The following is a 21,809-nucleotide window of genomic DNA, read 5'->3' as shown; positions in this document are numbered from 1 at the left end:
CCTACACGGACCGGAACGAAGCGATCTTGTCCGAACGCACCCACACACCGGGACGCTGCTCCCAGAACAGCTGCACGAGGACCCCGCCTGTGTGCTTGGGGTGGATGAAGGTGTGCTTCCAGGCGGCGCCGTCGGTGACGCCCTCCTCCTCGCCGAACGTCGGCACCCCGTGGGCCACGCAGGCGGCGAGGGCGTTGTCCCAGTCGGCGACCTCGAAGGTCACGTGATGCGCGGCCGGCCCGCTGCGCCGAAGGAACCTGTCGACGAACGACGCCTCGCCCCGCCCCGTGATGACTTCCCAGCAGGTGCTGGACCCGGGAATGTTGAGCACCAGGTCGGCCATGTCCGGGGCCGCGCCCTCCGGAGTACGCCACACCTCGACGAACCCGGCCAGCTCGGCGTACCAGGCGGCCAGTTCGTCACGGTCCGGGAAAGCCTGGCAGAGGTGGTCGATGCCCCGGATGCCCAGTGTGGGGGCGTCGGCGGCGGCGCGCCGGGGCGCGGGCCGCGCCGCTTCGTCGCCCAGCATGCTCGTACTGCCGGGCCCCTGGAGCCTCCAGAGGACTCCCGGCCCGTGCTCGGGGGGCGACAGGGAGGTCTCGGCCCAACGGCCCGGTACCGAGTCGGTGATCTCCAGACCGCGGCGCCGGATCTCGGCGAGCGCGGCATCCAGGTCGGGCACCTCCGCGCCCACGTGGTGCAGCCCGGGCCGGCCGTCGCGGTCCTCCAGCCAGCGCCCCAGCACCGTACCGGAGTCCGCTGGACTGAGCAGCACCCAGTACTGGCCGGACGCGCCCGGGACGCGCAGGCGCATGCCGCGTACCCGCGCCGCCGGGTTGTCCCAGGTGTGTGTGGGCTCGAAGCCGAACAGGCCCTCCAATAAGGCCGCTTGTTCCTCCAGGTCCGCGGTGACGACGGCGATGTGGTCGATGCGGTAGATCCGCAGCACGGGAATTCTCCTCGGCGTCAGCTGGGGTGCGGCTCGATCCAGTCGTATCCGCCCTGGACCAGTTCCTTGACCAGGCGGAGGTTGTAGCGGTTCATCGCGGCGATCCGCTCGGCCAGCTCGGCGACCCGGGCATCGAATTCCGCGGCGGGGAATACGGAGTTGACCAGGCCCAGGGCGAACGCACGGGCCGCGTCCAGCCGTGCCCCGGTGAACAGCAGCTCCTTGGCCCGCGCCTTGCCGATGCGCTCGGGGAGCCGTTTCACCCCGCCCCAGCCGGGCGCGTTGCCGCCGTACGCGGGCTGGTCGGGGTCGCCGTCCTCGGTCATCCTCGGCCGGTAGGGCGGCCGGGCGGACAGCGTGATCTCGACCAGGCCCATCCGGGCGTTCTCGTGCGCCACGATGAAGTCGGCGCCCAGCGCCAGTTCCAGGCCGCCGCCCACGGCGAAGCCGTGCACGGCGGCGAAGACCGGCACGGACAGCCGCTCCATCATGGCGAACGTCTTCTCGCCGAGACGCCCCTGCTCGACGCGTTCCGCGGGCGTCAGCGACTCGGACCACGCGAGGTCCATCCCGGCGCAGAAGGCCCGTTTCCCGGCACCGCGCAGCATCGCGACACAGACGTCGGGGTCGTCGTCGATCTCGCCGAACGCCCGGCGCAGTCCGTGCAGCATGCCGGGCGTCAGCGCGTTGAGCTTGTCCGGGCGGTCCAGCGTGATCCAGCAGACCCGGTCCTTGGTGGTGATGTCGAGCCCTTCGTACACGTGCGTCTCCTCCTGTCGGGTCAGGCCGAGGGCAGGCCGAGGCCCCGGGTGGCGATGACGTTGCGCTGGATCTCGGAGGTGCCGCCCATGAAGGTGGCGGCCACCGCGTCGAACCACAGGTGGGTGAAGGCCCCGTCCAGCGGAGCCGGCTGCGTCTCGTCGCCCCGCCACAGCAGGCTGTGGGGGCCGAAGGCCCGGGCGCCCGTGCGGGCCAGCCGCTGGTGCAGCTCGGCGCTGAACAACTGGTTGACCGACGCCTCGTGGCCGGGCACCTCTCCGGCGTCCTCCCGGGCGACCGCGTAGCGCGCGAGCTGGTGGGAGACCCGCACCTCGATGTAGCGGCGGGCGATCTCGCTCCGCAGCCCGTGGTCCCACTCCGGGTGCAGCTGCTCCGGACCGTGCTCCGTCTTCAGATAGGTGATCAGGTCCGTCAGCGCGTGGTCGAACTTGATGGTGGTTCCGAGCCCGGCGCGTTCAAAACTGAGCGTGTCCATCGCGACGTACCAGCCCCGGCCCTCCTCGCCCACACGGTTGGCCACCGGCACGCGGACGTCCTCGAAGAAGATCTCACAGAACGGTGCCGCGCCCCGGATGTCGGTGATCGGGCGGATCGTGATGCCCGGCGAGCGCGCGTCCACCAGCAGGAAGGTGATGCCCCGGTGCCGCGGGGCCCCGGGATCGCTGCCCGTACGGACGAGGACGAACAGCCAGTCGGCGTGGTGTCCGAGCGAGGTCCACACCTTCTGCCCGTTCACCACATACTGATCTCCGTCGCGCACGGCGCGCGTGCGCAGCCCCGCCAGGTCCGAGCCCGCTTCCGGCTCGGAGAACCCCTGGGCCCAGACCCGCTCGCCGCGCGCGGTGGGAGGCAGGTGTTCCGCTTTCTGTACGGCGGTGCCGTGCACCAGCAGCGTGGGTCCGAGCAGAAAGACGCCGAGGCCGTTCACCGCCGGTTTCCCCGCCCGCATGATCTCTTCGTGGAGGATGAACGCCCTGGTCGCCGACAGATCCGCGCCACCGTACCGGCGCGGCCACCGCGGGGCGATCCAGCCCCGCCGGGCCAGTGCGGCTGCCCAGGCGCGGGCGCCCGCGGTACGCGTGGCGTCCGCGGAGCGCAGATCCGCCGGCCAGTTGTAGCCGCGTACGTCCTCCGGCTCCAGGCCGTTCTCGGCATGCGGATCGGGCCGGTACGCAGCGGGGAACACGTCCCGTACGAACCGCCGTACGCTCCGGCGGAAAGCGGCCTCCTCCTCGGTGTCGCCCCAATTCACGCCGACCTCTCACGGGTGGTGGGCCGATGGCTGACAAACGCCCCCCGTTCGCGGTCCCACGTGCTGGCGGTCAGGCCGCGGTCGCCGCGGGTGCGTAAGTGATGCTTGGCGATTTTGTCGGTCGCCGTCCGGGGGAGCGCGTCCACGAACTCCAGATAGCGCGGCACCATGAACACGGGCAGCGCCTGCCGGCAGTACGCGGTCAGTTCGTCGTGGCCGAGGGTGGCGCCGGGCACGAGCACCACCACCAGTTTCACCTCGTCTTCCCCGAGCTCCGACGGGACGCCGATGGCCGCGCTTTCGCGCACAGCGGCGTGTTTGTTCACCGCCAGTTCGATGTCGAAGGCCGAGATGTTCTCGCCCCGGCGGCGGATGGCGTCGGCCATCCGGTCCACGAAGTAGAAATAGCCGTCCTGATCCTGCCGCATCCGGTCACCGGTGTGGAACCACAGGTTGCGGAAAGCGCGCGCGGTGGCCGCGAAATTCCCGTAATACCCGCCGGTGACGACATGGGGCTGTTTGGGGCGCAGCACCAGCTCGCCGGTGTGTCCGGCGGGCAGGATACGGTCCTGCTCGTCGACCACCGCCGCTTCGAAACGCTCGGAGTTCACCCGCCCGCAGGAGCCGTGCCGCCAGTCCCCGAACGCGCCGGCCAGCGGGATACCGGCCTCCGTGCTGGTGTAGCTCTCCACCGAGCGCACACCGAACCGTTCGCGCAGCTCCGCGTCCCACAGGGACTTGCCAGTGTAGAAGAGTTTCAGCGGGTGCTGCTTGTCGCGGGGGGACGGCGGCTGTTTCAGCAGAATGGGCAGGATCGAGAAGACCGACAGGGCGATTCCGGCGTCAAAACGGCGTACGTCGTCCCAGAATTCGGAGGCGCTGAACCGCTCCGCCACCGCCACGGTGCCGCCGCACAGCAAAGCGGACAGCACGCCGTCCCACATACCGGCGGCGTGGAAGAGCGGCAGCGGGCAGTAGACCTTCTCGCCGTGTACGTTCACGAACCTCAGCACGTCCTCGGCGCACGCCAGGGCCAGCGCGTGCGGCACCAGCGCCCCTTTGGCGGGGCCGGTGGAGCCGGAGGTGTACATGATCGCCAGCAGGTCGGAAGGGCGTGCCCCGTGCTCGGGCCGCGCGGCCCCGTGGGCCATGAGGTCCGGCCATCCGACCGTCCGGCCGCCCGGTGGTGCCGCCGCGTTCCCGCCGGTGGCCGCGGGCGGGTCGCCGGGTGCGCACACGACGGTGAGGCGCAGGTCCGGCAACTCCGCGGTGACCGGGGGCAGACGGTCGGCGTACCGGCTGTCGACGATCAGCGCGGTGCAGTCGGAGCCGGCCAGCACATTGCGTAGAGCCGGGCCGTGGTAGGCGGTGTTGACCGGAACGGCGACCGCGCCGATACGGGCCAGCGCGAACGTGACGAACACGATCTCCGGGCGGTTCGGCAGCATGACGGCGACGTGCTCACCCGCCGCCACCCCGGCCGCCAGCAATCCCTGGGCCACGCGGTCCGACTGCTCGTCCACCTCGCCGAAGGTGAACGCGGAGTCCTGGAATTCGAGGAACAACGCGTCGTGATGGGACTCGGCGCGCCGGGCGAGAACATCGCCGAGTGTCATGTCTTCCGGGGGAGCGTCGCGCATCTCACCTCCCGGCGCGCGACAGGGGAAAACCGTCGTCGCGCGCGGCTGAGTGTGTGACCGGATAGTTGCGCTGTGCGTCCTGATGGTCTTTCCGCATCCGGGACAAAACCGTGCGCTTTTCGGGGCGCCGGATATCCCGCATGAGTACGCGAGGCATCCTGAACGGGCCTCGGCGCAGCCGGCTCGTACAGTCGGCTCACGCAGCCGCGGTGTCTGCCGCCACGGCCTGCGCACCGGCGTCGAGGGGACGCGGAACACGTTGTCAAACAGCCCCATGGGGGCGCGTTGTTGATGACGGTAGCAACGGCGGAGCGGGGGCGGCAAGGAAGGTCGTGACCAGTGGGGTTGGCCTTTCGGTGCCGAGGAAGCACAGGTCAAACGCATGGAGATCGTCCCGTGGCCGAACGGCCGTCCGTAAATAGTCGGCAAAACCGTGGCGGCGGCATGGGGTCTGCAATTCCTGCGCAACATGGCACTGGTATGTCGCATTCCGGCCCGGGGCCCCACGCGTCGTTCCGGTCGGGTGCTTCACCGGCCCCGCGTCACCGGTGCGCCGGCCGGCCTCACGTACGATCCACTCGACCGCCGCAACGACGGAATCCGGCCACCGTACGGACAGGGCCGCCCAGGAGAGCGGCAGCCGCCGGCACCGGAACGGAAGGACGCGATGACGAGAACGGGGAGGGGCGGACGCGGCGCGGCGTCGCGGCCCCTGGCGGTGTTCGACCTCGACGGCACGCTCGCCGATACCGCGCACCGCCAGCACTTCCTGGAGCGCAGGCCACGTGACTGGAACGGCTTCTTCGCCGCGGCGCCCGACGACCCGCCGCTCGCGCCCGGCGTGGCGCTGGCCCGGGAGAGCGCCGCGGACTGCGAGATCGTCTACCTCACCGGCCGCCCCGAACGCTGCCGCCGGGACACGCTGGCCTGGCTCGAACAGCACGGACTGCCCGAGGGGCGCCTGTACATGCGCCCGGACAGCGACCGGCGCCCGGCCCGCCACACCAAGCTGGAACTGCTGCGCCGCCTCGCGGGTGGCCGCGACGTACGCCATGTCGTGGACGACGACGAACTGGTCTGCGCCGCCTGCGAACAGGCGGGCTTCCCGGTCGTACGGGCCCGCTGGGCGGCGCCCTCCGCCGAGCTGAAGGACGCGCAGGAGCGGGAGGGGCGGACCTGAGGCGCGGGTGGGCGGTGCGTCCCGGGCGGTGCACGGTGCGCCGGTCGAGCCGGTAGCGTCGGTACGGTGACGTATCGACGTCATTCGCCGTGCGGCCCGGCCGTCCTCGTCGCCCTTATCCCTCTACCCCTCACACCCCTCGAACCGGAACCGCCGCGCCGCCTCGGCCGCCCCCATGCCCTGCGCGCGGCCCGGGACCTCGTGAACGGTGCTGATGCCCTCCGCCAGGAGATGGCGGGTGTCGGCGGTGTCGCGGAGCAGGGTCGCGTACGCGGAGATCTCCGCGTCCGGGATGCGTTTGGCGCGTTCGCGGCTCTGGAGGAGCAGGACCGGCTCATGGGGTGCGAAGCGCAGTGCGGTGACCGGGACGCCGAACTTCCGCGCCATGGCCAGCAGCCGTTCGCGGCCCCGGGGCAGCACATTCGTCGCGTCGATCAGGACCGTGCGCCCCTCGTCCAGCCGCTCGGCGACCCGGCGGTCGCGCTCCTCGAAGACCTGCGCGTCGACCGTGCCCCGGTCGACGCCGGGGCCGAACAGCTCCTCGGCGATGGCGTCGCTGGACACCACGGCCTCGGCGGGCAGCCGGCCCTGCGCGACCAGTTCCCCGGCGAAGGTGCTCTTCCCGGCGGCCGGCGCTCCGACGAGCAGCACCAGTCCGGCCGGGACCAGCACGGGAGTCTCCATCGCGCCATCATCCACCGCCGTCCGCGCGGGGCGCACGCCCCGTCCGTGCCAGATGGCGGCGGGCCTTGGCGCGGTTGCCGCACCGCTCCATGGAGCACCAGCGGCGGTTGTGCGCGGGGGAGCGGTCGACGAAGCGCACGGCGCAGTCGTCCGCGCCGCAGATACGCACCCGCCGGACCTCGGGCGAGGGCAGCAGCGCCACCGCGTCCTGTGCGACCAGGGCGAGCCCGGCGGCCGGGTCGTCGGGGACCGGGGCGGGCGAGGTGGTGTGCGTCAACCGGCCGTCCACGACCGTGAGTTGTGGTGTGGGAAGAGGGAGAGCGGCTGCCGTGCTGTTGAGCAGGGCCAGGTCGGCGGGGGTGGGGAGGGCGCCGTCGGCCGCCGCGAGCACCGCCCGGTCCAGCGCGTCGCGCAGCTTGTGCGCCAGGGCGAGCGCGTCCGTGTCCCGCGCCGCCGGGCGGGCCGCCACGGCTGTTCCCGCCCACTCCAGCCACCGCCGCAGATCCTCCGGTGCGGCCAGCGTCTCGCGCGGTACGCGCGCCCGGTTCCGCAGGGTGTTGACGAAGTCCAGGCACAGTCGCCCGCCGCACCGGAGCCACACGTCATCGCTCGACATGCTTGCCACTGTACTAACCCCCTGAGAGGGTTAGGAAGGTGCGGGCCGCAGGGCGGTCCGGTGCGATGACGGCTGCGAAATCGCGTGGGAGGCAACAGGTGGCGGACGGTACGACCACAGGCGGTACGACGTCGGGCGTGGCCCAGGTGAACGGCGTACGGCTGCACTACACGAGGGCGGGCTCCGGGCCGCTCGTGGTGCTGCTGCACGGCTGGCCGCAGACCTCCCGCTGCTGGTGGCCGGTCCTCGGCGAACTGGCCCGGGATTACACCGTGGTGGCTCCCGACCTGCGCGGCTACGGCCTCAGCGACAAGCCCACGACCGGTTACGACAAGCGGACGATGGCCGCCGACATGGCCGGTCTCGTCGAGTCGCTGGGCTTCGAACGGGCCAGTGTCGTCGGCCACGACCGGGGCGCGCGGGTCGCCCACCGCTGGGCGCTGGACCGCCCCGAACAGGTGGAGCGGATCGCCGTCCTGGACATCGTGCCGACCCGCGAGGTGATGCGCCGCGTGGACGCCACCATCGCCTCCGGATACTGGCACTGGTTCTTCCACTTCCAGCCCGACCTGCCCGAGCGGCTGGCCGGCCAGGACGTGCGCGGCTACCTGGAGTACTTCTTCGAGCGCTGGACCTACAACCGGCACGCCCTGACCGACGAGGCCGTGGACGCGTACGTGACGGCGTTCTCCCGCCCCGGCGCGCTGCGCGCGGGCTTCGACGACTACCGCGCCACGGAGACCGACATCGCCCTCGACGACGCGGACTTCGCCGAGGGCCGGCTGCTGACCGTACCCGTACTGGCCCTGTGGGGAGCGGCCGGCCTGCCCGCCCAACTGCCGACACTGGACATCTGGCGGGACCACTCGGCTCATCCGGAGCAGGTCACCGGCGCCGAGATCCCGGAGTGCGGGCATTTCATCGCGGAGGAGGCGCCGGGGGCGCTGCTCGCGCAGCTGCGGGAATTTCTGCCGGGGGTTGCGTGAGGTGATGTGACGCCGGGTTGTTCAAGCTTGGGCGCTGGCCAGTAGGGCGGTGTGGGGGAGTGTGAGCAGGCCGCCTGGGGCCGCGAAGTGCGCGCACAGTGCGGCGTACTGACGCTTGACCTCGGTGACGACCTCGGGCGGCTGGCTCACCAGGATCTGTCCGGCCGACGCCAGCCCGGCGGCGGGTCCGCTCCACCACTGCTCGGCGGTGGTCCGGTGCTCCCAGGTGAGGGTTTCGCAGCGGATGGCGGTGAGGCCGGTTTCGTGTAGGAGGCGGGTGAAGCCCTCTTCCGTGCGCGGGAAGTCGTCTTCGGGGGCGAGTGTGGGGAGATGGGCGGGCCGGGGCACGCCGGCGGCCTGGAGGGCGCGGCCGATCAGGGTTTGGCCGGGTGCCGGTGGGGCCGCCCAGATGGAGAGCGCGATCCGGGCGCCCGGCCGCGCGACCCGGCGCAGTTCGGTGAGTGCCGTGCGGGGGCGCCCGACGTGGTTGAGTACGAAATTGCCCAGCACGGCGCCGAAACCGCCGTCGGTGAAGGGGAGTCGGGGCAGCGCGGCGACGCACACGGCCGCGCCCGGGGCGGTCGCCGCCGCGCGGGCGGCCATGCCGGGGTCCGCGTCCACGGCCGTCACCGCGGCGCCCCGGCCGCCCGCGGCACGGGCGGCGGTGCCGGTCCCGGTCCCGGCGTCGAGCACGCGCAGGCCGCGGCGTACCTCCGCCGCGTCGAGCAGCGCGGGCACCGGGTGGGCGCAGAGCGCGGCGAAGCTCCGCTCGTACGCCGCGGCCCGCCCGGCCCAGGCCCGGCGCTCCGTCGCGTCGAAGGGGGTGAAGATCGTCACAGTGCCTCCGTCCTCGCGGCGGTCCGCGGCCGATGCGCCGTCAGGGGGCGGCGTCCAACTCGGCGTACGGGCTGCCCGGTCTGCCGCGGGCGCCGCGGAGGGCCAGGTGCCGAAGGGAACCGGACGCTGCCCCTCCAGGAACTTGTCATAGACACCAAGACGCTATTGGATCAGGGGGCCGGGGTGCGTACTATGCGCCATAGTTGATCAGTCAAGGACCGGACTGTCCGGTTCCGAGCCCCGGCCGCCATGCCGCGCCGATGCTGAGAGGTGGTCACGAGTGGGACCCGAGCTGACCGTTCCGCCGACCTACTCGCCCCTTCCGCCCGCCGTGCATCCCCGGCATCCGGAGATCGAGGCCCGGACGACGGCTTGGGCGGAACGTTTCTCCATAGGCTCCGACGAGCTGCGCGGGCGCCTGGTCACCCATGGGATCGGCGGCTTCGCCGCGCGCATCCTGCCCGACGGCCGCGAGGAGGTCGTCTCCCTCCTCGCGGACTTCGTGCTGTGGCTGTTCGGCGTCGACGACGGCTACTGCGAGGAGAGCGACCTCGGGCACGACCCGGGGGAGCTGACGGGCGTACTGCACCGGCTGCTGCGCGTCGCGCAGAACCCCGAGTCGCCGGTCCTGCCGGGCGACAGCCTCGCCGAGGGGCTGCGCGACCTGCGGCACCGGATGACCCGGTACGGCACCGCCGGCCAGACCGCGCGCTGGATCGACGCGCTGCGCGAGTACTTCTTCTCCGTCGTGTGGGAGGCGTCCTACCGGCGCTCCGGCACCGTGCCGAGCCTGCCCGACTACACCCTGATGCGCCTGTACGACGGGGCGACCTCGGTCGTCCTGCCGATGCTGGAGATGGGCCACGGCTACGAACTCCAGCCGCACGAGCGCGAGCACACCTCCGTGCGCGCCGCGGCCGAGATGGCGTCCTTCATCATCACCTGGGACAACGACATCTTCTCCCACCACAAGGAGAGCCGCGGGGAGGGCTACTACCTCAACGTCCTGAGGGTGCTGCAGAACGAGTACGGCACCTCCCCGGACGAGGCGCTGACCACGGCGATCGCCCAGCGGGACCGCGTGATGACGCTGTTCATGCGGCTGAGCGCGCACCTGCGGCAGCAGGGCAGCCCGCAGCTGCGCCAGTACCTGCACAACCTGGGCACGTTCATCCGCGGGTCCCAGGACTGGGGCATCAGCTCCCGGCGCTACACCACCCCGGAAGACCCGGCCGGGCTGCCTTCGACACTGTGCTCCACGCCCACCGACGACAGCCGCGCGCCCCTGGACATCCCCGTCATCTCCTGGTGGTGGGGCCTGGTCCCGGACGACGACGCAGCGCCGGACGAGAAGGCGGAGACGGCCCGTACGCCTGCCGGGACGATGGCGGCCACGGCCTGACCCTGGCGCGCGCGGCACCCTGTCCGACGTCCCGACGTCCCGACGCCCCGACGCAACCGAAGCCCCGGCGCCCATCACTCCGTGGGATCGTCCGGCCGCTCACCGAGCCGGTTACGTCCTGTCAGCGACCGCTGAAGGAGGCTGAGCGCGCTGCTCGGCGACCGCTTGCGCAGGGCGGCGCGCGCCGCGTTGGCGCCGGGCGCGCCGTGCACACCGCCACCCGGATGCGCACCGGCCGACGCCAGGAACAGGCCCTTGACCGGCGTCTCCGGACGCCCGGTGCCCGGAACGGGTCGGAAGACGAGCTGCTGGTGCATGGCGGTCGTACCGCCGTTGATCGCGCCGCCGTGCAGATTGGCGTTGAGCGCCTGCAACGTGGGCGGCGCCAGGATGCGGCGGGCCCGGATACGGCTGCGGAAACCCGGCGCGTACCGCTCCACCTGCTCCTCCACCCGGTCCGCCATCGCCTGCCGCTCGCCGTCCCGCCAGGCGCCGGTGATGCCGTCCTCCCCGGCGTCCGCGCGCACGTCGTGCGGCACATGGGTATACGCCCAGGCCGACTCCGTACCGGCCGGCGAACGGGTGGCGTCGGCGGTGGTCATCTGCCCGAAGAGGGCGAACGGCCGGTCCGGTACCCGGCCCGCCGCCAGCTGCGCCGCGAACCGCGTCAGTTCGTCGACACCGTCGGCCAGGTGCACGGTGCCCGCGGTCGCCGCCCCGGGCGCGGTCCAGGGCACCGGCCCGTCCAGCGCCCAGTCGACCTTGAACGTCGCGAAGTCCCACTGGAAGCGGCGCAGGTCCGCCAGCAGCCGGGTGGGCAGGTGCCGGGCGTCGACCAGCTCGCCGTAGAGGGACGGTACGGAGACGTCGGCCAGCACGGCACGGCCCGCAGGCACCGTCTCGCCGCCCGCGGTGCGCACCGCCACGGCCCGGCCCGCCCGTACGACGACCTCGGTCACGCGCTCGTCGCAGCGCAGCACACCGCCGCGCGCCTCCAGCCGCCGCACCAGCGCCTCGGTCAGCGCGCCCGCGCCGCCGACCGGCACCGGAAAGCCGTACGTCTGGCCGAGCATGGACATCAGCCAGCCGAAGCCGCCGCTGCCCGCGGCCTCCGGCGCGAGGTCGGCGTGCAGGGCGTTGCCCGCGAGCAGCAGCCGCCCGCCCTCGCCGCCGAACTCCTCGTCGCCCAGGCGCCGGACCGGCAGCACCAGCGTGCGGGCCAGCCGCAGGCCGCCCGCGCTGCGCAGCCGGGCGGCGAGCCGGGCGGTGGCCACCACCGGCGGGAACGGAGTGAACAGGGCCTTCAGGATGTCCGGGCCCACCCGTTCCCAGATCTCGCAGAGCCGCCGCCAGGCGTCGCCGTCGCCCGCCGCGAAGCGGTCCAGCCCGTCGGCGGTGGCCGGCATCCGGCGTTCCAGCACCGCGCACCGGCCGTCGGTCAGCGGGTGCGCCAGGACACTGGGCGCGTGGCTCCAGCGCAGCCCGTGGTCCTCCAGGCGCAGCGCGGCGAGCACGGGCGAGGCGGCGGCCAGCGGGTAGAAGGAGCTGCACAGGTCGTTGACGTAGTCGGGGTGGACGCCGCGGTCGCTGCGGACCGCGCCGCCCGCTTCCGGCTGCGCCTCCAGGACCTCCACGCTCCAGCCCGCGTCGGCCAGCAGGTTGGCGGCCACCAGCCCGTTCGGGCCCGCGCCGATCACCACCGCGTCCGGCACGGCCGCCTCCTGTCCGCCGGGGCCGGGGGCCGTACGCCCGCGTGCCGCGCCATCAGGCCGCCTCGCGCCGCTGCCGGGAACCGCTTTCCACGAGCCGGGCCAGCCGCCGGAGCATGCTGCGGTGCCGGAGCTGGAACAGGGCGTCCAGGACGGTGTTGTGCAGCAGCCCGCCGGGGCCCTGGAGAGGGTGCTCGTCCATGATCACCAGGGCGTGGTCGCCCCAGGGGCGGATCTCGATGGCGATCCGCGCGGTGCCCAGCGCGCCGCTGTCCACCTCCAGTTCCAGTTCCTTGGGCGGCTCGCAGCGCCGCACCACGGTCCGGCCGCTGAGCGACCACGGCCCCACGTGCACGCTGTAGCTGATCATCGAGCCCAGCTCCGGCCAGACCCCCTCGCACGGCCGCGACCGGTACGGGCCGACCACCCATTCCTGGTACCGGCCGCCGTCGGCGAGGACCGCCCATACCGCGTCGGGACGCGTCTTGATCAGCTGATGTCTTACCGCCATGCGGTCTCCAACGTCGGGGGAGCCGGTCGCCGGCCTGGGCCGATTCCTACCCGTCGGCCTCCGGTATCTCATCCGGGTGCCCACGGAGCGCCGGACCACACGGGACGGCCGTGCCGGGCCCCGGTGCCGCCACGGCGTTACGTTGGACCGACCACCCCGTACCGACCGTCCCGTACCGGCGTCCCCGTACCGCCGGGCACCGCACGCGGACCGTGGAGGACCGACATGAGCCACGACCTACCCCTGCTCGGGCGCACGGCCGTGGTGACCGGGGCGGCGCGCGGCCTGGGGGCGTCCATGGCGCGTTCACTCGTACGGCGGGGTGCCGACGTGGCGCTGCTCGGGCTGGAGGAGGACGAGCTGGAGCGGGTCGCGGCCGGCCTGCCGGGGCACGCCGCCCACTGGCCGGTGGACGTGACCGACGAGGACGCGATGGACCGCGCCGCCGCGCTCGTGCAGCGCCGCTTCGGCCCGCCGTCCGTTGTCGTCGCCAACGCCGGGGTGGTGGCGGGCGGGCCCTTCCTCGACACCGATCCGGCCGTGTGGCGCCGGGTCGTCGAGGTCAACCTGATCGGCAGCGCGGTGACCGCCCGCGCCTTCCTGCCCGCGCTCCTGAGCACCCGGGGCTACTTCCTCCAGGTCGCCTCCCTCGCGGCGCTCGGCCCGGCGCCGATGCTGTCGGCGTACTGCGCCTCGAAGTCCGGGGTGGAGACCTTCGCGCAGGTGCTGCGCGCCGAGCTGGCGCACCGCGGTGTGGGCGTCGGGGTCGGCTACCTGAGCTGGGCGGACACCGAGATGGTGCGGGCGTCCGACCGCCGGGCGGCGATGCGGGAGCTGCGCGCCCACCTGCCGTGGCCCGCTTCGAAGACCTACGACGCGGCGCCGGTGGCCGACCGTCTGGTGCGCGGCATCGAACGGCGGTCCGCCGCGGTCTACGCGCAGCCGTGGCTGCGCGCGGGCCAGGTGGTGCGGGCCGTCCTGCCGGGGATCGTGACGGAGGGCTCCCGCCGCGCGTTCCTGCGCCTGGCCGGCCGCACCGATCTCACGGCGACGGGCCTGCTGGGGGCGGGCGGCCGGGCGGCGGAGGCCGCCGGGGACTTCCGCGGCTGACGGTTCGCCGTACGCCCGGACGGCGGGCCCGGACGCGGCCGTTCGGCGCAGTCCGCGCGGCGGGACCGTCCCGCCCGGGACAGGCTCGGGGCATGGATCATGCATCGGCTGCCCGGGCGCGGCTCGGGATCGCGTTCCTGCTGGCGGCGTCCGGGGTGGCCGCCGCGCTGTCCCCCGGCGCGGCGGCCCAGGACCGTACGGGCGGCACGGCCGCGCACCGGGCCCACGCCGCCATGCCGCCGCCCGCCACCGGGGACGACGGCACGGAGGGCACCGGAGAGGCGCCCGGAGCCAAGGCGCCCGCCACGGGGACCGGCCGTACGGTCTCCGCCTGGCTGCCCTACTGGGGCGACACCCGGGGCGCCTACCGCGACGCCCTCCAGCACGCCGCGCAGCTGCACACCGTCAGCCCCTTCTGGTACCGGGCCACCTCCGACACCACCGTCAAGAGCCAGCCGGGCGCGGGAAACAGGCAGGTCGTCGCCGGGCTGCACCGGGCCGGCGTCAAGGTCGTGCCCACCGTCAACGAATCCATGAACGCCGACACGATGGCCGCCCTGCTGCACGACCGCTCCCGCCGCGGCGCGCACATCAGGGCGCTGCTGCGGCTGGTGGCCTCGCGCGCGTACGACGGCATCGACCTCGACTACGAGACGATGGCGACCACCGGCACCGCCCGGATGCGGGACCGCGTGCGCACCGGCTACGCGCTGTTCGCCGACGAGCTGTGCGCCAAGCTGCACGCCCGGGGCAAGAGCTGCGTGATCACGGTCATGGCCCGCACCGCCCGCTCCGGCAAGGCGTATGACTACGCGCGCCTCGGCAGGGCCGCCGACCGCATCCGGATCATGGGCTACGACCTGCACTGGGCCGAGGGCTCCCCGGGCCCGCTGTCCTCGCTCGCCTGGTACGAGGAGTTCCTGCGCTACGCCACCAGTACCGTGCCGCGCGACAAGCTCGAAATCGCCTTCCCCGGGTACGGCTGGGACTGGACCCGGGGTGTCAAGGCCCGCGCCAAGCACCTGACCTGGAAGGAGGCGGAGGCGCTGCGCCGCCGCAAGGGCGTGGCCTACCGCTTCGACACGAAGTCGGGCACGCCGCACTTCACGTACCGGGTGGGCCGTGCCGTGCACGACGTCTGGTACCAGGACGCGCGCGGCGTCGCGGCGCACCTGCCGCTGCTGCGGAAGTACGGGGTGCGCAACACCGGGCTATGGGCGCTCGGGTTCGAGGACCCGGGGTTCTGGAAGGTGCTGCGCGGCGAGTAGCCGCAGCGCCGCCTCGGACGGCGAACCGGGCCGTGCGCTGTACATCAGCAGGCCCTGCCCGGAGCCGTCCGGCGTCTGCATCAGCTCGAAGTCCAGCTCCATCGCGCCGACCAGCGGGTGGTGGAAGCGCTTGGCGCCGAAGGTGCAGTTGCTGACCCCGTGCCGGGCCCACAGGGAGCTGAACTCGGCGCTCTTCATGGACAGTTCGCCGATCAGGGCGGCCAGCTGCCGGTCGTCCGGGTGCTGGCCGGCCGCCATGCGCAGCGCGGCGACGGCCCGCCGGGTCTCCGTCTCGCGGTCCGGGTACAGCTCGCGGGTGTGCGGGTCGAGGAACAGCAGCCGCTGGGTGTTGGGGCGGTCCGGCGGACGCCCGGGGCTCGCGTAGTCCAGGTGCCCGGCCATCAGCGCGTGCCCCAACGGGTTCCACGCCAGCACCTCGAAGCGGCGGTCGAGCGCCACGGCCGGCACCCCGTCGAGGGCGGCGAGCAGCTGGAGGACCCCGGACCGCGCCTTGTCGGGCCGTACGGCCGGGCGACGGCGGGCCTTGGCGGGGCGCGCGAGGTCGCGCAGGTGCGCGCGTTCGTCCGGGGTCAGCCGCAGGGCGCGGGCCAGCGCTTCGAGGACGCCGTCCGAGGCGTTGTGGCTCTGGCCCTGTTCGAGCCGTGTGTAGTACGCGACGCTCACCCCGGCCAGCTGGGCCAGCTCCTCACGGCGCAGGCCCGGTACGCGGCGCCGGCCGCCGTAGGAGAGCAGGCCCACGTCCTCCGGCTGGAGGCGGGCGCGGCGGGTCTTCAGGAAGTGGCCCAGCTCGGCAGGTGTGTCCATGGCGGCCAGTGTCGTACACCGGGGCGCGGCGAGCCTGACCCTGCCGGTATCAGGATGATCCGGGTGGGGCCGGTCCTCCTGGGCTTCGACGGTTCCCTCGGGGATACCGACCGCTTAGTATGCCGATGGCCGCGGGGCCGGTGCCCCGCGCTCCCCGCGTACCCGAGGTCTGTGGAGGCACCAGTGAAGGCATGGCGCGTACACGAGAACGGCGAGCCTCGCGAGGTGATGCGGCTGGAAGAAGTGCCGGACCCGCAGCCCGGCCCGGGGCAGCTGCTGCTGCGCGTGCGGGCCGCCAACGTCAACTTCCCCGACGCGCTGCTGTGCCGCGGCCAGTACCAGGTGCGCCCGCCGTTCCCGTTCACGCCGGGCGTGGAGATCTGCGGCGAGGTGCTCGAAGCGGGCGAGGGCGCGTCCGGGCAAGCGGGCGCCCGGGTGCTGGCCCAGCCCCCGCTGCCGGACGGCGGTTTCGCCGAACGCGTCCTCGTGGACGCGGCGGCCGTCCGTCCCGCACCGGACGCCCTGGACGACGCGGAGGCCGCCGCGCTGCACATCGGCTACCAGACCGGCTGGTTCGGCCTGCACCGCCGGGCCCGGCTCCAGGCGGGCGAGACCCTGCTCGTGCACGCGGCGTCGGGCGGCGTCGGCAGCGCCGCCGTCCAGCTCGGCAAGGCCGCGGGCGCGCGGGTCATCGGCGTGGTGGGCGGCCCGGACAAGGCGGCCGTCGCCCGGGAGCTGGGCTGCGACCTGGTGCTGGACCGGCGTACGGACGACATCGTGGCCGCCGTCAAGGAGGCGACCGGCGGCCGGGGCGCGGACGTGGTCTACGACCCGGTGGGCGGCGACGCGTACGCCAAGTCCGTCAAGTGCGTGGCCTTCGAGGGCCGCATCGTGGTCGTCGGTTTCGCCAGCGGCGCCGTACCGACCCCGGGCCTCAATCACGCCCTCGTGAAGAACTACACGATCCTGGGCCTTCATTGGGGCCTGTACAACACCAAGGACCCGGCCGCGGTCGACGCCTGCCACGAGGAGCTGGCCAAGCTGGCCGCGCAGGGCGTCATCAAGCCGCTGATCGGCGGCCGGGTGCCGCTGTCCGGCGCGGCCGAGGCCGTGCAGCGGGTCTTCGACGGCACCACCACCGGCCGTCTGGTCGTCGTCCCCGGCCTGGAGGACGCGTCATGACCGACGGAATCACGGAGACCGGGCGCCTGGACGCCGCCGAACTGCGTCGCCGTACCGCCGACTTGCTCGCCACTCACCCGCCCGCCGACACCGCCCCGCTCGACTTCCTGCGCGCGCGCTTCGACGCCGGGCTGGCCTGGGTCCATTTCCCCCGGGGGCTGGGCGGGCTCGACGCGCCGCGCGCGCTCCAAGCGGTCGTGGATGCGGAGTTGGAGGCGGCGGGCGCACCCGACAACGACCCGCGCCGTATCGGCATCGGCCTGGGCATGGCCGCCCCCACCATCCTCCGCTTCGGCACGGACGAGCAGAAGCAGCGCTTCCTGCGCCCGCTGTGGACCGGCGAAGAGGTCTGGTGCCAGCTGTTCAGCGAACCCGGCGCAGGGTCGGACCTGGCCGCGCTCGCCACCCGCGCCGTACGGGACGAGGACGGCACCGGCTGGGTGGTGGACGGCCAGAAGGTGTGGACGTCCAGCGCCCACCTGGCCCGCTGGGCGATCCTCATCGCCCGTACGGACCCGGACCTGCCCAAGCACCGCGGCATCACCTACTTCGTGTGCGACATGACCGACCCCGGCGTCGAGGTGCGTCCGCTGCGGCAGATCACCGGCGAGGCCGAGTTCAACGAGGTCTTCCTGACCGGCGTACGGATTCCCGACGCGCACCGCCTCGGTGGGGTGGGGGAGGGCTGGAAGGTCGCGCAGACCACGCTGATGAACGAGCGGGTGGCGATCGGCGGCTCCCGCCAGCCGCGCGAAGGCGGCATGATCGGCGTCGCCGCCCGGGCCTGGCGCGAACGCCCCGGAGCACGCACCCACGACCTCCACCAGCGGCTGCTGCGCCACTGGGTGGACGCCGAGGTCGCCCGCCTGACGGGGGAGCGGCTGCGCCAGCAGCTCGCCAAGGGGCACCCCGGGCCCGAAGGCAGCGGCATGAAGCTGGCGTTCGCCCGGCTGGCCCAGCAGATCAGCGGCTGGGAGGTGGAGTTCCTGGGCGAGGACGGGCTGGCGTACGACGACTGGACGCTGCGCCGCCCCGAGGGCGTGGACTTCACCGGACGCCAGGCCGGCTACCGCTATCTGCGCGCCAAGGGCAACTCCATCGAGGGCGGCACCTCCGAGGTGCTGCTGAACATCGTCGCCGAACGCGTCCTGGGCCTGCCGCCCGAGCCGCGCACCGACAAGGACGCCGCCTGGAAGGACCTCCCCCGATGACCGCTCCGAGCGGGGCCGCGGCCCCCACCGAACCGGCCCCCGCACAGCCCGGCGCCGACCCCGACCTCCTCTACTCGGAGCCCGAGGAGGACCTGCGGTCCGCGGTCCGCTCGCTGCTCGCCGACCGGGGCGGCCCGGCCGCCGTCCTCGCGGAGCTGGAGAGCGGCCGGGCGTACGACACCGGGCTGTGGCGCCCGCTGGCCGCCGGCATGGGAACCGCCGGACTGCTGGTCCCGGAGAAGCTCGGCGGGCAGGGCGCGAGCGCCCGCGAGGCCGCCGTCGTCCTGGAGGAGCTGGGCCGCGCGGTGGCCCCCGTGCCGTACCTGACCAGCGCGGTACTGGCCGTGACGGCGCTGCTCGGGTGCGAGACCGACCGCCCGGAGGTGACCGCGCCGCTCGCCGCGCTCGCCGAAGGGCGCAGCGTCGGCGTGCTCGCCGTGCCGCTGCCGACGGCTCCCGGCACCCTGCCGGAACCGGCCGTACGGGCCGACGCGGACGGCGCGCTGAGCGGCGAGCTGACCGGCGTCGCGGATGGCGCCGCCGCGGACGTGCTGCTCGTACCGGCCGACGGCCCCTACGGATACGCGCTGTACGCCGTGGACACGACGGCCGACGGCGTGCGCGTCACACCGGGCGTCCCGCTCGACCTGACCCGCGTACCGGCCCGGATCACCCTCGACCGCGCCGCCGGGCGGCTGCTGGCCGGGCAGGACACGGCCCGCGCGGCGGTGACCGGGGCGCTGCTGGCCGGTGCGGGACTGCTCGCCTCCGAGCAGCTCGGCATCGCCGAATGGTGTCTGGCCGAAACCGTCCGGCACACCGCGCAGCGCACCCAGTTCGGCCGCCCGGTCGGCTCGTTCCAGGCGCTCAAGCACCGGATGGCCGCCCTCTGGCTGGACGTGGCCTCGGCCCGCGCCGCGGCCCGCAACGCCGCCGACGCGCTGGCCACCGGCAGCCCGGACGCGCCGGTGGCCGTGGCGGTCGCCCAGGCGTACTGCGCACCGGTCGCGGTGCGCGCGGCCGAGGAGTGCGTCCAGTTGCACGGCGGCATCGGCATGACCTGGGAACACCCCGCGCATCTGTTCCTCAAGCGCGCCAAGGCCGACGAGATCGCCCTGGGCACCCCGGGGCGGCACCGCGCGGCGCTGGCGGAACTGGTGGACATTCCGGCTCCGTAACCGCTCATCACTAACCGGTCGGTCAGTCAACTGACCGATCGGTTAGTGTGTCGTCGTCGACGCGTAGCGACACGCGGCGAACGACGACAAGGGGGTACGGCATGGAACGCACGACGTGCTGCGTGGTGGGCGGCGGACCGGCAGGGATGATGCTCGGGCTGCTGCTGGCCCGCGCCGGGGTACGGGTGACGGTCCTGGAGAAGCACGCCGACTTCCTGCGCGACTTCCGCGGGGACACGGTGCACCCCTCGACCCTGCGCCTGCTCGACGAACTCGGCCTCGGCGAACGCTTCGCGCGTCTGCCCGCGGGGCAGCTCGAAGAGGTGCGGATGCGCATCGGCGACCGGACCCTCGTGGCCGCCGACCTGCGCCGGCTGCCCGGCCGCCACAAGTACATCGCCATGGTCCCGCAGTGGGACTTCCTCGACCTCCTCGCCAACGCCGCCGCCACGGAACCCGCCTTCACCCTGCGCATGCGCGCCGCCTGTACGGGGCTGCGCACCGAAGGCGGACGGGTGACCGGGGTGCGCTACCGGGACGAGCACGGCACCGAACACGAACTGGCCGCCGATCTGACCGTGGCCTGCGACGGCCGCGACTCCCTGGTACGCGGACTGGCCGGACTGCGGCAGCGCACCTTCGACGTACCGATGGACGTGTGGAACGTCCGGGTTCCCGCGCCGGGGGACGGCCGGGTCTTCATGCGGGCGGGCGACGGGCAGTTCGCGGTCACCATGGACCGGGGCGACTACTGCCAGACCTCCTACCTGATCAAGAAGGGCACGGACGCCGCGCTGCGCGCCCACGGCATCGAATGGTTCCGCGCCCGGCTCGGGACGCTCTTCGGCTGGGGGCCCGAGGTGACGGACGCGATCGGCTCCTGGGACGACGTGAAGCTGCTCGACGTGACGATGGGCATGCTGCGCCGTTGGTACCGGCCCGGCCTGCTCTGCCTCGGCGACGCCGCCCACACCATGTCGCCGACCGGCGGTGTCGGCGTCAACCTCGCGGTGCAGGACGCCGTCGCAGCGGCACGCCTCCTCGCCGGGCCGCTGCGCCGCGGCACGGTCGGCGTACGCGACCTGGCCCGGGTGCAGCGGCGACGGCAGCTGCCCGCCGCCGTGGTGCAGAAGAGCCAGATCGCCGAACACGAGTCGCTGCTGCGCCCGGCCCTGGACGGCACCCTCGACCCGGACCGCCTGCCGGTTCCGCTCCGCCTCCTCCAACGGCTGCCGCTGCTGCGGACCGTGACGGGATATCTCGGCGGCATCGGCATCCGGCCCGAGCGCGCGCCGGCCTTCGCGCGGGGGTGACGCGGATCTAGGGGCCGCGGTGCGTGATCGCGTCCAGGGTGAACGTCTCCAGCTCGTCGGCTGCCGCGTCGAGGTCGTACTCGGGGTGGGCGAGCCAGTGGGAGACGACGCCGTCGATCGCGCCGCCGATCGCGAGCGCCACCGTACGGGTGTCGAACTCCCGCAACTCGCCCGCCTGCTGCCCGGCCGCCAGCAGTGCGGCCAGCTCCTGCCAGCGGTTGCCGGTGTCGTGCCGGCCCGGCGTCTTGAGCCGGGTGCCGCCCGCGTCGTCGAGCAGCATCTCGGTGATGACGCGCACATGGCGGCGGTTGGCCCGCTGGTAGCCGATCATCGCGCGGACGTAGGCGACGACGGCGGCCCGCGGCCCGGCCGCGCGGTCCACCCGCTCCCGTACGTACGCGGTGAACTCCGCCAGCACATGCGCCAGGGCGGCCCGGGTGAGGTTGTCCTTGGAGGAGAAGTGGTACAGCACGGCGGCCTTGGAGATGCCGGCCCGCTCGGCGATCGCGGCGAGCGAGGTCGCCGGGTAGCCCCGGGTGGAGATCAGGTCGATGGTGCAGTCCACGAGCTGCCGGCGGCGCGCCTGCTCCGTGAAGGTCGGTGTGCCGTCCGCCCGCGGGGCCATCGCGTCGCCACCCTTGCCTTTCCTCGTACACCGGTCGGCCCTCGACCGTACACGGGCGGTGGTCAGCCGATGAGGCCGAGGGGCCCGCTGACGTCGCTCTCCGCGCCGTCCTGGGTGGTCACCTCGACCGTGTAGGAGGTGCCCGGCGACACCACGGGGAGGGTGGCCAGGGCCTCGCCCGCCCGCTTGCTGCCCGCCTTCGGTGCGACCAGCGACAGCCGGTCGTGCCCGCCGGATGGCGTGCGGGCGCTCAGCCAGACGTCCACCTCCTTCCCGGTGGTGTTCGTCCACTGCACGAGCAGGCTGCCCGCCACCTTCGCGCTGGAGCCCGCGGCGGGCGTCCGCACCTTCAGGGACGGATCAGCGGCGGCGGGTCCGGCCGGGAGGGCGGCCGCCACGATGGCGGCGGCCGGGACGGCTATCGCCCTGGCTCTGGCCGTACGCATGATGACCTCCGTTCGTCGGGGGCGGTCGCAGCGGAGCCTGCCCGCGCGGCGAGATCATCACCGGGCCCGGCGCGACGGCCACCGCACCGGCGGCCTTTGAGGGGA

Annotated in this window: 21 protein-coding genes; 9 read left to right on the top strand and 12 right to left on the bottom strand. The window is 73.6% G+C overall.

Annotation, left to right across the window (positions count from 1 at the left end; translation table 11 throughout):
* Position 1 precedes the first annotated feature (1 nt).
* From ADK86_RS08050 to ADK86_RS08035, 4 genes are read right to left on the bottom strand one after another with little or no spacing between them, the layout of a single operon-like run.
* Positions 2–949, bottom strand: a complete 948-nt coding sequence (locus ADK86_RS08050; RefSeq protein WP_234345765.1) for a VOC family protein — start codon at positions 947–949, stop codon at positions 2–4.
* 17 nt (positions 950–966) lie between these two features.
* Positions 967–1,710: an enoyl-CoA hydratase/isomerase family protein gene (locus ADK86_RS08045; protein WP_053695968.1), complete on the bottom strand. Its 744-nt coding sequence runs from the start codon at positions 1,708–1,710 to the stop codon at positions 967–969.
* A 20-nt stretch (positions 1,711–1,730) separates the two neighbouring features.
* A complete protein-coding gene (locus ADK86_RS08040) occupies positions 1,731–2,981 on the bottom strand; it encodes an acyl-CoA dehydrogenase family protein (protein WP_053695967.1) in 1,251 nt (416 codons plus the stop codon).
* The gene (locus tag ADK86_RS08035; protein WP_053695966.1) at positions 2,978–4,621 is read right to left on the bottom strand and encodes an AMP-binding protein; all 1,644 of its coding nucleotides are present in this window, start codon (positions 4,619–4,621) and stop codon (positions 2,978–2,980) included. Before ADK86_RS08035 ends, ADK86_RS08040 begins: the two co-directional genes overlap by 4 nt.
* A 667-nt stretch (positions 4,622–5,288) precedes the next feature.
* Between ADK86_RS08035 and ADK86_RS08030 the strand changes: the two genes are divergently transcribed.
* Positions 5,289–5,801 carry a nucleotidase gene (locus ADK86_RS08030; RefSeq protein ID WP_053695965.1) on the top strand — a complete coding sequence of 171 codons (513 nt, stop codon included), beginning with the start codon at positions 5,289–5,291 and terminating at the stop codon, positions 5,799–5,801.
* 123 nt (positions 5,802–5,924) lie between these two features.
* Here the strand turns inward: ADK86_RS08030 and ADK86_RS08025 are convergent, their stop codons facing one another.
* Together ADK86_RS08025 and ADK86_RS08020 are read right to left on the bottom strand one after the other, a co-directional pair.
* Positions 5,925–6,485: an ATP-binding protein gene (locus tag ADK86_RS08025; RefSeq protein ID WP_063788965.1), complete on the bottom strand. Its 561-nt coding sequence runs from the start codon at positions 6,483–6,485 to the stop codon at positions 5,925–5,927.
* Positions 6,486–6,492: 7 nt separating this feature from the next.
* Positions 6,493–7,101 (bottom strand): CGNR zinc finger domain-containing protein, encoded by a 609-nt coding sequence (locus ADK86_RS08020; protein WP_234345764.1) that lies wholly within the window; start codon positions 7,099–7,101, stop codon positions 6,493–6,495.
* Positions 7,102–7,238: 137 nt separating this feature from the next.
* On the opposite strand from ADK86_RS08020, the gene ADK86_RS08015 reads away from it, so the two are divergent.
* On the top strand, positions 7,239–8,087 hold the full coding sequence (locus tag ADK86_RS08015) for an alpha/beta fold hydrolase (protein ID WP_234345763.1): 849 nt from the start codon (positions 7,239–7,241) through the stop codon (positions 8,085–8,087).
* Positions 8,088–8,108: 21 nt separating this feature from the next.
* Here ADK86_RS08015 and ADK86_RS08010 read toward each other — a convergent pair whose 3' ends face one another.
* On the bottom strand, positions 8,109–8,924 hold the full coding sequence (locus tag ADK86_RS08010) for a class I SAM-dependent methyltransferase (RefSeq protein ID WP_234345762.1): 816 nt from the start codon (positions 8,922–8,924) through the stop codon (positions 8,109–8,111).
* A gap of 280 nt (positions 8,925–9,204) precedes the next feature.
* Here ADK86_RS08010 and ADK86_RS08005 point away from each other — a divergent pair, with 280 nt between their 5' ends.
* Positions 9,205–10,326 (top strand): selina-4(15),7(11)-diene synthase, encoded by a 1,122-nt coding sequence (locus ADK86_RS08005; RefSeq protein ID WP_053695961.1) that lies wholly within the window; start codon positions 9,205–9,207, stop codon positions 10,324–10,326.
* A gap of 74 nt (positions 10,327–10,400) precedes the next feature.
* Here ADK86_RS08005 and ADK86_RS08000 read toward each other — a convergent pair whose 3' ends face one another.
* Both ADK86_RS08000 and ADK86_RS07995 read right to left on the bottom strand, forming a co-directional pair.
* Positions 10,401–12,038: a phytoene desaturase family protein gene (locus ADK86_RS08000; RefSeq protein WP_053695960.1), complete on the bottom strand. Its 1,638-nt coding sequence runs from the start codon at positions 12,036–12,038 to the stop codon at positions 10,401–10,403.
* Between the two features lie 52 nt (positions 12,039–12,090).
* The gene (locus ADK86_RS07995; RefSeq protein WP_053695959.1) at positions 12,091–12,546 is read right to left on the bottom strand and encodes an SRPBCC family protein; all 456 of its coding nucleotides are present in this window, start codon (positions 12,544–12,546) and stop codon (positions 12,091–12,093) included.
* 225 nt (positions 12,547–12,771) lie between these two features.
* On the opposite strand from ADK86_RS07995, the gene ADK86_RS07990 reads away from it, so the two are divergent.
* Together ADK86_RS07990 and ADK86_RS07985 are read left to right on the top strand one after the other, a co-directional pair.
* The gene (locus ADK86_RS07990) at positions 12,772–13,656 is read left to right on the top strand and encodes a short-chain dehydrogenase/reductase (protein ID WP_053695958.1); all 885 of its coding nucleotides are present in this window, start codon (positions 12,772–12,774) and stop codon (positions 13,654–13,656) included.
* Positions 13,657–13,748: 92 nt separating this feature from the next.
* Positions 13,749–14,924: a glycosyl hydrolase family 18 protein gene (locus ADK86_RS07985; protein WP_053695957.1), complete on the top strand. Its 1,176-nt coding sequence runs from the start codon at positions 13,749–13,751 to the stop codon at positions 14,922–14,924.
* On the opposite strand, the gene ADK86_RS07980 is transcribed toward ADK86_RS07985, so the two are convergent.
* Entirely contained in the window at positions 14,868–15,749 is an 882-nt protein-coding gene (locus ADK86_RS07980) for a helix-turn-helix transcriptional regulator (RefSeq protein ID WP_053695956.1), read from the bottom strand. The two genes, ADK86_RS07985 and ADK86_RS07980, sit on opposite strands and share 57 nt — an antisense overlap.
* 183 nt (positions 15,750–15,932) lie before the next feature.
* Between ADK86_RS07980 and ADK86_RS07975 the strand changes: the two genes are divergently transcribed.
* The 4 genes from ADK86_RS07975 to ADK86_RS07960 all read left to right on the top strand — a co-directional run bounded on the left by ADK86_RS07975 (position 15,933) and on the right by ADK86_RS07960 (position 20,633).
* Positions 15,933–16,931, top strand: a complete 999-nt coding sequence (locus tag ADK86_RS07975) for an NADPH:quinone oxidoreductase family protein (protein WP_053695955.1) — start codon at positions 15,933–15,935, stop codon at positions 16,929–16,931.
* The gene (locus ADK86_RS07970) at positions 16,928–18,142 is read left to right on the top strand and encodes an acyl-CoA dehydrogenase family protein (RefSeq protein WP_053695954.1); all 1,215 of its coding nucleotides are present in this window, start codon (positions 16,928–16,930) and stop codon (positions 18,140–18,142) included. Before ADK86_RS07975 ends, ADK86_RS07970 begins: the two co-directional genes overlap by 4 nt.
* On the top strand, positions 18,139–19,320 hold the full coding sequence (locus tag ADK86_RS07965; protein WP_053695953.1) for an acyl-CoA dehydrogenase family protein: 1,182 nt from the start codon (positions 18,139–18,141) through the stop codon (positions 19,318–19,320). The genes ADK86_RS07970 and ADK86_RS07965 overlap by 4 nt, the downstream gene beginning before the upstream one ends.
* Positions 19,321–19,421: 101 nt before the next feature.
* Positions 19,422–20,633, top strand: coding sequence for an FAD-dependent oxidoreductase (locus ADK86_RS07960; RefSeq protein ID WP_053695952.1), 1,212 nt, complete (start codon positions 19,422–19,424; stop codon positions 20,631–20,633).
* Positions 20,634–20,640: 7 nt separating this feature from the next.
* Here ADK86_RS07960 and ADK86_RS07955 read toward each other — a convergent pair whose 3' ends face one another.
* Both ADK86_RS07955 and ADK86_RS07950 read right to left on the bottom strand, forming a co-directional pair.
* On the bottom strand, positions 20,641–21,258 hold the full coding sequence (locus tag ADK86_RS07955; protein WP_053695951.1) for a TetR/AcrR family transcriptional regulator: 618 nt from the start codon (positions 21,256–21,258) through the stop codon (positions 20,641–20,643).
* A 62-nt stretch (positions 21,259–21,320) separates the two neighbouring features.
* Complete coding sequence (locus ADK86_RS07950) at positions 21,321–21,704, bottom strand: hypothetical protein (RefSeq protein ID WP_053695950.1); 384 nt, start codon at positions 21,702–21,704, stop codon at positions 21,321–21,323.
* Positions 21,705–21,809 lie beyond the last annotated feature (105 nt).

The organism is Streptomyces sp. NRRL F-5755 (genome assembly GCF_001279365.1).
Lineage (GTDB): Bacteria > Actinomycetota > Actinomycetes > Streptomycetales > Streptomycetaceae > Streptomyces > Streptomyces rimosus.
Note: the sequence above shows the minus strand (reverse complement) of the source record. Positions and strands in the feature narration are given on the sequence as shown.